Source organism: Devosia sp., assembly GCF_034675085.1.
Classification (GTDB): domain Bacteria; phylum Pseudomonadota; class Alphaproteobacteria; order Rhizobiales; family Devosiaceae; genus Devosia.
The window spans coordinates 1-7,520 of sequence record NZ_JAUCDN010000166.1; the positions used below are offsets into that span (position 1 = coordinate 1).

9 protein-coding genes and 1 pseudogene are annotated in these 7,520 nt (G+C 65.9%); 6 read left to right on the forward strand and 4 right to left on the reverse strand.

All coding sequences use genetic code 11. The features are described from left to right. Together VDP82_RS11320 and VDP82_RS11325 are read right to left on the reverse strand one after the other, a co-directional pair. Positions 1-277 (reverse strand): annotated as a pseudogene (locus VDP82_RS11320) (cobaltochelatase subunit CobS); the annotation flags it as partial. An 88-nt stretch (positions 278-365) separates the two neighbouring features. Next, the gene (locus VDP82_RS11325; RefSeq protein WP_323014953.1) at positions 366-992 is read right to left on the reverse strand and encodes a J domain-containing protein; all 627 of its coding nucleotides are present in this window, start codon (positions 990-992) and stop codon (positions 366-368) included. Positions 993-1,034: 42 nt separating this feature from the next. On the opposite strand from VDP82_RS11325, the gene VDP82_RS11330 reads away from it, so the two are divergent. Next, entirely contained in the window at positions 1,035-1,298 is a 264-nt protein-coding gene (locus VDP82_RS11330; RefSeq protein ID WP_323014954.1) for a BolA family protein, read from the forward strand. Positions 1,299-1,300: 2 nt separating this feature from the next. On the opposite strand, the gene aroB is transcribed toward VDP82_RS11330, so the two are convergent. Both aroB and VDP82_RS11340 read right to left on the reverse strand, forming a co-directional pair. Further along, complete coding sequence (aroB, locus tag VDP82_RS11335) at positions 1,301-2,416, reverse strand: 3-dehydroquinate synthase (RefSeq protein WP_323014955.1); 1,116 nt, start codon at positions 2,414-2,416, stop codon at positions 1,301-1,303. A 3-nt stretch (positions 2,417-2,419) separates the two neighbouring features. Then, positions 2,420-3,004, reverse strand: a complete 585-nt coding sequence (locus tag VDP82_RS11340; protein ID WP_323014956.1) for a shikimate kinase — start codon at positions 3,002-3,004, stop codon at positions 2,420-2,422. Between the two features lie 145 nt (positions 3,005-3,149). Between VDP82_RS11340 and VDP82_RS11345 the strand changes: the two genes are divergently transcribed. From VDP82_RS11345 to VDP82_RS11365, 5 genes are all read left to right on the forward strand, one after another. Then, complete coding sequence (locus VDP82_RS11345; RefSeq protein WP_323014960.1) at positions 3,150-3,359, forward strand: histidine kinase; 210 nt, start codon at positions 3,150-3,152, stop codon at positions 3,357-3,359. After that, the gene (locus VDP82_RS11350) at positions 3,356-4,273 is read left to right on the forward strand and encodes a site-specific tyrosine recombinase XerD (protein ID WP_416347104.1); all 918 of its coding nucleotides are present in this window, start codon (positions 3,356-3,358) and stop codon (positions 4,271-4,273) included. Before VDP82_RS11345 ends, VDP82_RS11350 begins: the two co-directional genes overlap by 4 nt. A gap of 138 nt (positions 4,274-4,411) precedes the next feature. Next, positions 4,412-5,365 carry an acetyl-CoA carboxylase carboxyltransferase subunit alpha gene (locus tag VDP82_RS11355; protein WP_323014957.1) on the forward strand — a complete coding sequence of 318 codons (954 nt, stop codon included), beginning with the start codon at positions 4,412-4,414 and terminating at the stop codon, positions 5,363-5,365. Between the two features lie 317 nt (positions 5,366-5,682). Beyond that, a complete protein-coding gene (locus tag VDP82_RS11360; RefSeq protein ID WP_323014958.1) occupies positions 5,683-6,726 on the forward strand; it encodes a murein L,D-transpeptidase family protein in 1,044 nt (347 codons plus the stop codon). A gap of 73 nt (positions 6,727-6,799) precedes the next feature. Continuing rightward, positions 6,800-7,429 carry a hypothetical protein gene (locus VDP82_RS11365; RefSeq protein WP_323014959.1) on the forward strand — a complete coding sequence of 210 codons (630 nt, stop codon included), beginning with the start codon at positions 6,800-6,802 and terminating at the stop codon, positions 7,427-7,429. The last annotated feature ends 91 nt before the right edge of the window (positions 7,430-7,520 follow it).

Below are 7,520 nucleotides of genomic sequence, written 5' to 3' on the forward strand. Positions count from 1 at the left end.
GGTTGACGCGCACGCACGGCCAGTTGAGGCGGGCGGCGACCTGCTCGATATGGGTGGATTTGCCGGTGCCGTGATAGCCCTGCACCATGACGCGGCGGTTGTATTGGAAGCCGGCCAGGATCGCCAGGGTGGTGTTGCGGTCGAACAGGTAATCCGGGTCGACCGGGGGCACGTGGCTGTTGGCTTCCCTGTAGCCCTTCACCATCATGTCGGTATCGATGCCGAACAGTTCCCGGGCCGAATATTCGGTATCGGGCAGATTGGTGAACTCAGTCATGGCAGGGCTCTTGCAAGGAAAAAAGGCGGGAAAGTCGGGGGCTCTATAGCAGCAATGAGACGCAGGGAACAGCCAAAGCGGCAGGGTTCTATTTCGTCACATGGCCGGTTTTCTTGAGGTGCGAATAGGCCGCGATGATGGCGCGCAGCCGCTCTTCTGAGGATTTGTCGCCGCCATTGGCGTCGGGGTGGTGGATTTTGACCAGGCGCTTATAGGCCTGCTTGATCTCGTTGGAGGGCGCGCGGCCGGTAAAGCCCAGCACCTCCAGGGCCCGCCGGTCCTGCTCATGCAGCGGCCTTACCCGTTCCGTGGCGGGCTTTTGCGCCTGCCGGTGCCGATAGCGGGCAAAGACCCCGAAGGGATCGCCGAATTTATCGCCGGGGCGCAGCGATTCCCGCGCCGCGCGCGGCCCGCGCGCGCCGGGATTGCCGGTGGCGAAGCTGGAGCGCGTCTCCGCCTTGGGCGGCGCATGCAGCGCTTCTTCAAGCTCGTCCTTGTCCATTCCGGCGAAGAAATTGAAGGCGTTGTTATAGTGCCGGACATGTTCGAGGCAGAAATGGTGATACTGCCCTTCGCTGCGATGGCCCTTGGGCGCGCGATAATCGCCGGCTTCCTCGCAGCCTTCCCATTCACACATGACGGCCGGGCGCTCGGGCTTTTCTTCCCGGCGCGGACGGATGCGGATGGTATCGAAGAGCTTGGATTGCAGTTTCATTCCGCCTAGTACGTGTCAAAACCAGATTGAGGGCTCAACGCCATGAATGCCACAGACATCATCGCCGCCAAGCTCACCGAGCGCTTTGCCCCCGCATTCCTCGAGGTGATCGACGAATCCAGCAAGCATTTCGGCCATGCCGGCTGGCGCGAGGGTGGTGAAACCCATTTTCGTGTCAGAATCGCGGCCCGCCATTTTGACGGGATGAGCCGCGTGGCGCAACACCGCGCCATCATGGATGTCCTTTCGGCCGACCTGGCCGGGCGCATGCATGCCCTGGCCATCGAGGTCCTGCCGGTGCAATAGTTTCAGCCGGCGCGGGCCTCGTCCAGAAAATCCGAGACCTGGGCGGCCTCGACATTCTTTTCGATAAAGGCCTGGCCGATCCCGCGGGTGAGGATGAAGGTCAGCGCGCCGCGCGACACCTTCTTGTCCTGCGCGATGGCCGCCATCAGCGTTTCGGTGGCGCCCAGCGTGCCGGGGATATCCCCCAACATGGTGGGCAGCCCCGCCTGTCGCAAGTGGGCGGCGACGCGGGCCCCATCCTGCCCCGGCGCCAGCCTCAGCCTTGTCGAGAAGCGATGCGCCAGCACCATGCCGATGGCGACGCCCTCGCCATGCAGCAGCCGGTCGGAATAGCCGGTGTCCTTTTCCAGCGCATGCCCGAACGTATGGCCCAGATTGAGCAGCGCCCGCGCCCCCTGCTCGGTTTCGTCCTCGATCACCACCCGCGCCTTGTGGGCGCAGCAGCGGGCGATGGCCTCGCCCCGCGCCGGGCCGCCGGCGAAGATCTCCTCGCGGTTCGCTTCCAGCCACTCGAAAAAGGCGGCATCGTCGATCAGGCCATATTTGACTACTTCCGCATAGCCGGCGGCAAACTGACGCGCCGGCAGCGTGTCGAGCGTGGACAGGTCCGCCAGCACCAGTTTGGGCTGGTGGAAGGCCCCGATCAAATTCTTGCCATGGGGGGAATTGATGCCGGTCTTGCCGCCCACCGAGGAGTCCACCTGCGCCAGAAGCGAGGTCGGCATCTGCACGAACCCCATGCCGCGCCGCACCAGCGCGGCGGCGCACCCGGCCAGGTCCCCGATCACCCCGCCGCCCAGCGCGATGACCAGATCGCCCCGCTCCAGCCTTGCCGCCAGCAGCGCCTCGACGGCCTGGCCGAGAAAGGCCCAGCTCTTGGTGCTCTCGCCCGCCGGCAGCACGATTTCGGCGTGATCGATGCCCGCCCCGTCCAGCGCGGCCAAAAGGCGCGGCAGATGCGTGCGCGCGACATTCTCATCGGTGATGATGCCGAAGCGCCGCCCCGGGAAGCGCTCGGCCAGAATCGATCCCGCCTCGTCGATGAGGCGCGGGCCGACAAGAATATCATAGGCCCGCGCGCCCAGCGCCACGTGAACCTGATGGCTGATCTCGGCCATGGCCTAGTCTTCCTTTTCCAGAAAATCGAGCACTGCCGTGATGACGTCGCCCGCCACCTGGTCGTGCGGCACCTCGCGCGAGGTCACCGTCACATCGGCCTCGGCATAGATGGGATAGCGATCCTCGATGAGCTTTTTGAGCGTGGCGCGCGGATCGGCGGTCTTGAGCAAAGGCCGGTTGGAGCGCCGCGAGACCCGCTCGAACAGCACATCGATATCGGCCTTGAGCCAGACCGACACCGCCCCTTGTTTGACCAGGGCGCGGGTATCGGCATTGATGAAGGCCCCGCCTCCGGTGGCCAGCACCACATGCTCCTGCTTGAGCACGCGAGCGATGACGCGGGTCTCCCCGGCGCGGAATTCGGCTTCCCCGCGCTTTTCGAAAATATCGGGAATGGTCATTTGCGCGGCTTTTTCGATTTCCTCGTCGCTGTCGAGAAATTGCCGGCCCAGCCGGCTGGCCAGCCGCCGCCCCACCGTGGTCTTGCCGGCGCCCATCATGCCGACAAGCACCAATGGCCGGCCGGCAAGCCGCCCGGCTAGATCCTCGGCGCGGGCCTGCCGCACTGCCGCGTCGGGTCGGTTCACGATACGCTCCTTGATGCTGGTGGCTATCAACCTCTCCCGCCCCCTGCTGTCAAGAACTTGCAGACCGCGCCATGCCGGACCACTATGCCCATACAAATGCAACCTTTTGCTGTGAGACTATCGGCAATCATCCAGCCGGACTGCCATGCCCACGCTTATCCGCCTTGTCATCACCCTGATTTTCCTTGCCGGCCTGGTCTATGCCGGCATGTTCGCCCTGGTCAGCTTTGTCGAGCCGACGCAGAAGGACGTGACCATCCGCATTCCCCAGCGCGACCTGCTGTCCGGCGGCCAGCCGAGCCTGCCCGGCGCCACAGAGCCGGAAACGTCCGCACCGGAAGCATCCACGCCATGAGCGAAAACCATCTGGTCGGGGCGTTTCTCGAAATGATGAGCGCCGAGCGCGGCGCGGCGGCCAATACCATTGCCGCCTATCGGCGCGACCTGGCCGATTATTCCGGCCATGTCACCGGCCGGGGCCAGACCCTGCTCACCGCCGATCGCGATCTCGTCACCGCCTATCTCGACCGGCTGCGGCTCGAAGGGCTTTCCGCCGCCTCCTCGGCGCGGCGCCTCTCGGCTATCCGCCAGCTTCACAAATTCCTCTGCGCCGAGGGGCTGCGCGGGGACGATCCCACCCGCATCGTCGCCAGCCCCAAAAGCCGCAGGCCCCTGCCCAAGGTGCTCTCGGTGGCCGAGGTCGACCGCCTTCTGGCCATGGCCGAGGCGGAGGCCGCCGCGCCCGCCCGCCCGGACAAGCAGGCGGCGGCGCTGCGGCTTTATTGCCTTTTGGAGCTGCTCTACGCCACCGGCCTGCGCGTCAGCGAGCTGGTGAGCCTGCGCCGCAATGCCGTGATGCGCGACGCAAGCTTCCTCACCGTGACCGGCAAGGGCCGCAAGGAGCGCATCGTTCCCCTCAACGACAGGGCGCGCGACGCGGTGCGCACCTGGGCCGGAACGCTGGAGAAATCCGACATCTTCCTCTTTCCCGCCAATGGCGCCGAGGGCTATCTCAGCCGCCAGGTCTTCGCCCGCGATCTCAAGGCGCTGGCGGCGCGAACGGGGATCGGCGCGGCGCGGGTGGCCCCGCATGTGCTGCGCCATGCCTTTGCCAGCCATTTGCTGGCCGGGGGCGCCGATCTGCGCGTGGTGCAGATGCTCTTGGGCCATTCCGACATTTCCACCACCCAGATCTACACCCATGTGCTGGACGAAAAGCTCCGCCATCTGGTCGAGACGCACCATCCTTTGGCCTCGCAACGGGGGTAAAGGCGTCGATTTGCCCCCATGCCGGGGTGGCTAAGCCTTGACTTGGCGTTGCGCCATCGCCACTTTCCGGCCAATTTGAAGCGCAACAGCAGCGGCCCGTGAAGGGGTCCACGAACAGACCCGAACGGGGCGGATGGCATGCAGTCTTATCTCGATTTCGAAAAGCCGGTGGCCGAACTGGAAGGCAAGATCGCCGAACTCAAATCCCTGGCGGCGGCCGATGAGGCCGTTTCCATCGATGAGGAGGTCAATCGCCTGTCCAGCCGCGCCGAGGAAGCGCTGGCCGAGATCTACAAGAAGCTCACCCCCTGGCAGAAGACCCAGGTGGCCCGCCACCCCCAGCGCCCGCATTTTTCCGATTATGTGAGCCACCTCGTCACCGAATGGACGCCGCTGGCCGGCGACCGCAAATATCGGGAGGACGCCGCGCTCCAGGCCGGTTTCGGGCGCTTCAACGGCCAGCCGATCGCCGTTCTGGGCCAGGAAAAGGGCAATTCCACCGAGACCCGCCTCCGGCATAATTTCGGCATGGCCAGCCCCGAGGGCTACCGCAAGGCCGTGCGCATCATGGAAATGGCCGACCGGTTCAACATTCCGCTGATTTCCTTCGTCGATACCGCCGGGGCCTATCCCGGCATCGGCGCCGAGGAGCGCGGCCAGGCCGAGGCCATTGCCCGCTCCACCGAGAAATGCCTTGAGCTGGGCGTGCCCAATATCGCCATCATCATCGGCGAGGGCGGCTCGGGCGGCGCCATCGCCATCGCCGTGGCCAATCGCGTGCTGATGCTGGAAAATTCCATCTATTCGGTGATTTCCCCCGAAGCCGGCGCGTCCATCCTCTTCCGCGACGCCGCGCGCGCCCAGGACATGGCCACCGCCCAGAAGATCACCGCCCAGGACCTGCTCGGCTTCGGCGTCATCGACGCCATCATTCCCGAGCCGGCCGGCGGCGCCCACCGCCACCATGGCGCGGTGATGGAGGCGACGCGCACGGCCATTGCCGATTTCCTCGGCGAGTTCGCCGGCAAGGGACGCCTGGAAACCCGCGAGCAGCGGCGCGAGAAATTCCTCGCCATCGGCACGGCGCTGTAGGGTATTCACACAACCCACGATCCCGCCCCGGCCACCGCGCGGCGCCTCCCCCTTGACGGGAGAGGAAGGGAGGGAGTGCCGAGAGCCCGAATATCGGGGCTGGCCATTCCCCACCCTTTATCCCGCCCCGCAAGGGGAGGGTGGTGAGCGAGCCACCCGGCCACCGGCCGCGCTATCCACACACACTTGCGTGATACTGCCCGGCTTCCGGGGTTTTCGGCGGCGTGGTAAGGCTTAATTCACCAGCTTTTCCCATGCTTGGGCAACCATGGATTCTCAGGGGTTCGCCGCCCCTTTTTCTGCCGGACCGACACCAAGTGACTTCTTCGATCCTTCGCAAAATCTCCGCTGTCGTTCTCGTGGCCTGGGTGGCTTTCGCTCTGGCCGCCTGCGGCGGCTTCCTGCCCAAATCCAGCGACAACCGGCACAACCAGCCTTTGCCCGGCGCCACGCTGGCGGGCCTGCGCAATATGGGCTCATCGCCCGGCGAGGCCATGGTCATCCGCATCTTCAAGCAGGAAAAGGCCCTTGAGGTGTGGAAGCGCACCAATAGCGGCCAGTTCAAGCTGTTCAAGACCTATGAGATCTGCGCCTTTTCCGGCGATCTGGGCCCCAAGATCAAGGAAGGCGACCGCCAGAGCCCGGAGGGTTTCTACACCATCACCCCCGGCCTGATGAACCCCAAGTCCAGCTATTATCTGGCCTTCAACACCGGCTTTCCCAACAAGTTCGACCGCGCCCATGGCCGCACCGGCAGCGACCTGATGGTGCATGGCGACTGCTCCTCGCGCGGGTGCTATGCCATGACCGATGACGGCATCGCCGAGATCTATGCCCTGGCCCGCGAGACCTTCAAGGGCGGCAATCCCAGCTTCCAGCTCCAGCTCTTCCCCTTCCGCATGAATGTGGCCAATCTGGCCAAAAATGCCTCCAGCCCCCATATCGGCTTCTGGCAGAACATCAAGGAAGGCTATGACCTGTTCGACCTGACGCGTACCCCGCCCGCCTGGGACGTGTGCGAGCGCCAGTATATCTTCAACCCGGCCGGCGGCGGGGCGCTCAATCCGCTTGGCGTCTGCCCGGCGACCCAGCCCAATTCGGCCCTGGCCGCCCGTCAGCAGGCCGACAAGGTCGCCTTCGCCAGCGCCGTGGACGCCGAGACCCAGCGCGCCGCCCGCGCCGTAGCCGAAACTGAACGGCAGGCGGCAGCCGATGCCGCCGCCAAGGAGCGGGGCGAAGCCATCAACACCGCCGTAACCGGCTTTTTCGGCAATATTTTCGGCGGCCGCGACGCCAATGTCGCCCCGGTCATCACCGGCCAGACCGCGCCCAGGCCGCACACGCCGCCGGCCCGGCCCTGAAAGCGCGCCGGACCATATCGCCGCCGCAATCGCGGGCGATCTGAGTGGCGCGGGCGGCATGGAGTGAAGCGTCGTGGATGAACCGGCAGACATCAGCACCGGGCAGGAGCAGCGGATCGGAGGCGAGCCCCCTGCCCGCCCCCGCCGCCTGTTGCCGGCGCTGGTTGCCGGCCTGGGCGTCATCGGCCTCGCAGGCCTGGCGGGCGCCTTCTGGATGCAGGCCGAAACGCAGCGTGAGATGACGCGGCTGGCGACCGATGTCGCGCAATTGCGCCTCAGCCTGGAGCTTTACGCCCGCCAGCAGGGCGCCCCCTCGGGCACCGACAGCGCCGCCTTGCAGGATTTGGCCAACCGCCTGGCCATCCTGGAAGAGAACTGGCGCAGCGCGCCCGCCGCCACGCCCCCCGCCGCCAGTGCCGCCCTGCCCGCCACGCCCCCGGCCGCGGCATCCGCCAGCGGTGGCGATTGCCTGCCCACCGGCACGCGCTTTCTGGTTGCCGCCGGCGACACCTATCCCATTTGCGGCACCACCGGCACCGTTTCTATCGGCAGCGTCGACAATGGCTTTCTGTCTCTCGCGGACGGCACCGTCATCGCCTCGGGCGGCGCGCTGGCCCTGCCCGCCATCGGCTGCACCCTGGCCGTGGTCTCCGCCGGCGAAAACGGCATGACCGGCTACGGCGAAATCCGCGTCACCTGCTGAGGAGGCCATGACTGGCATCTCTCCCCGGCATTATTCCGGCTAGAGCGTTTCCAGCAAAAGTGGAAACGGTTTTGCGGTTCGGAAACGCGAT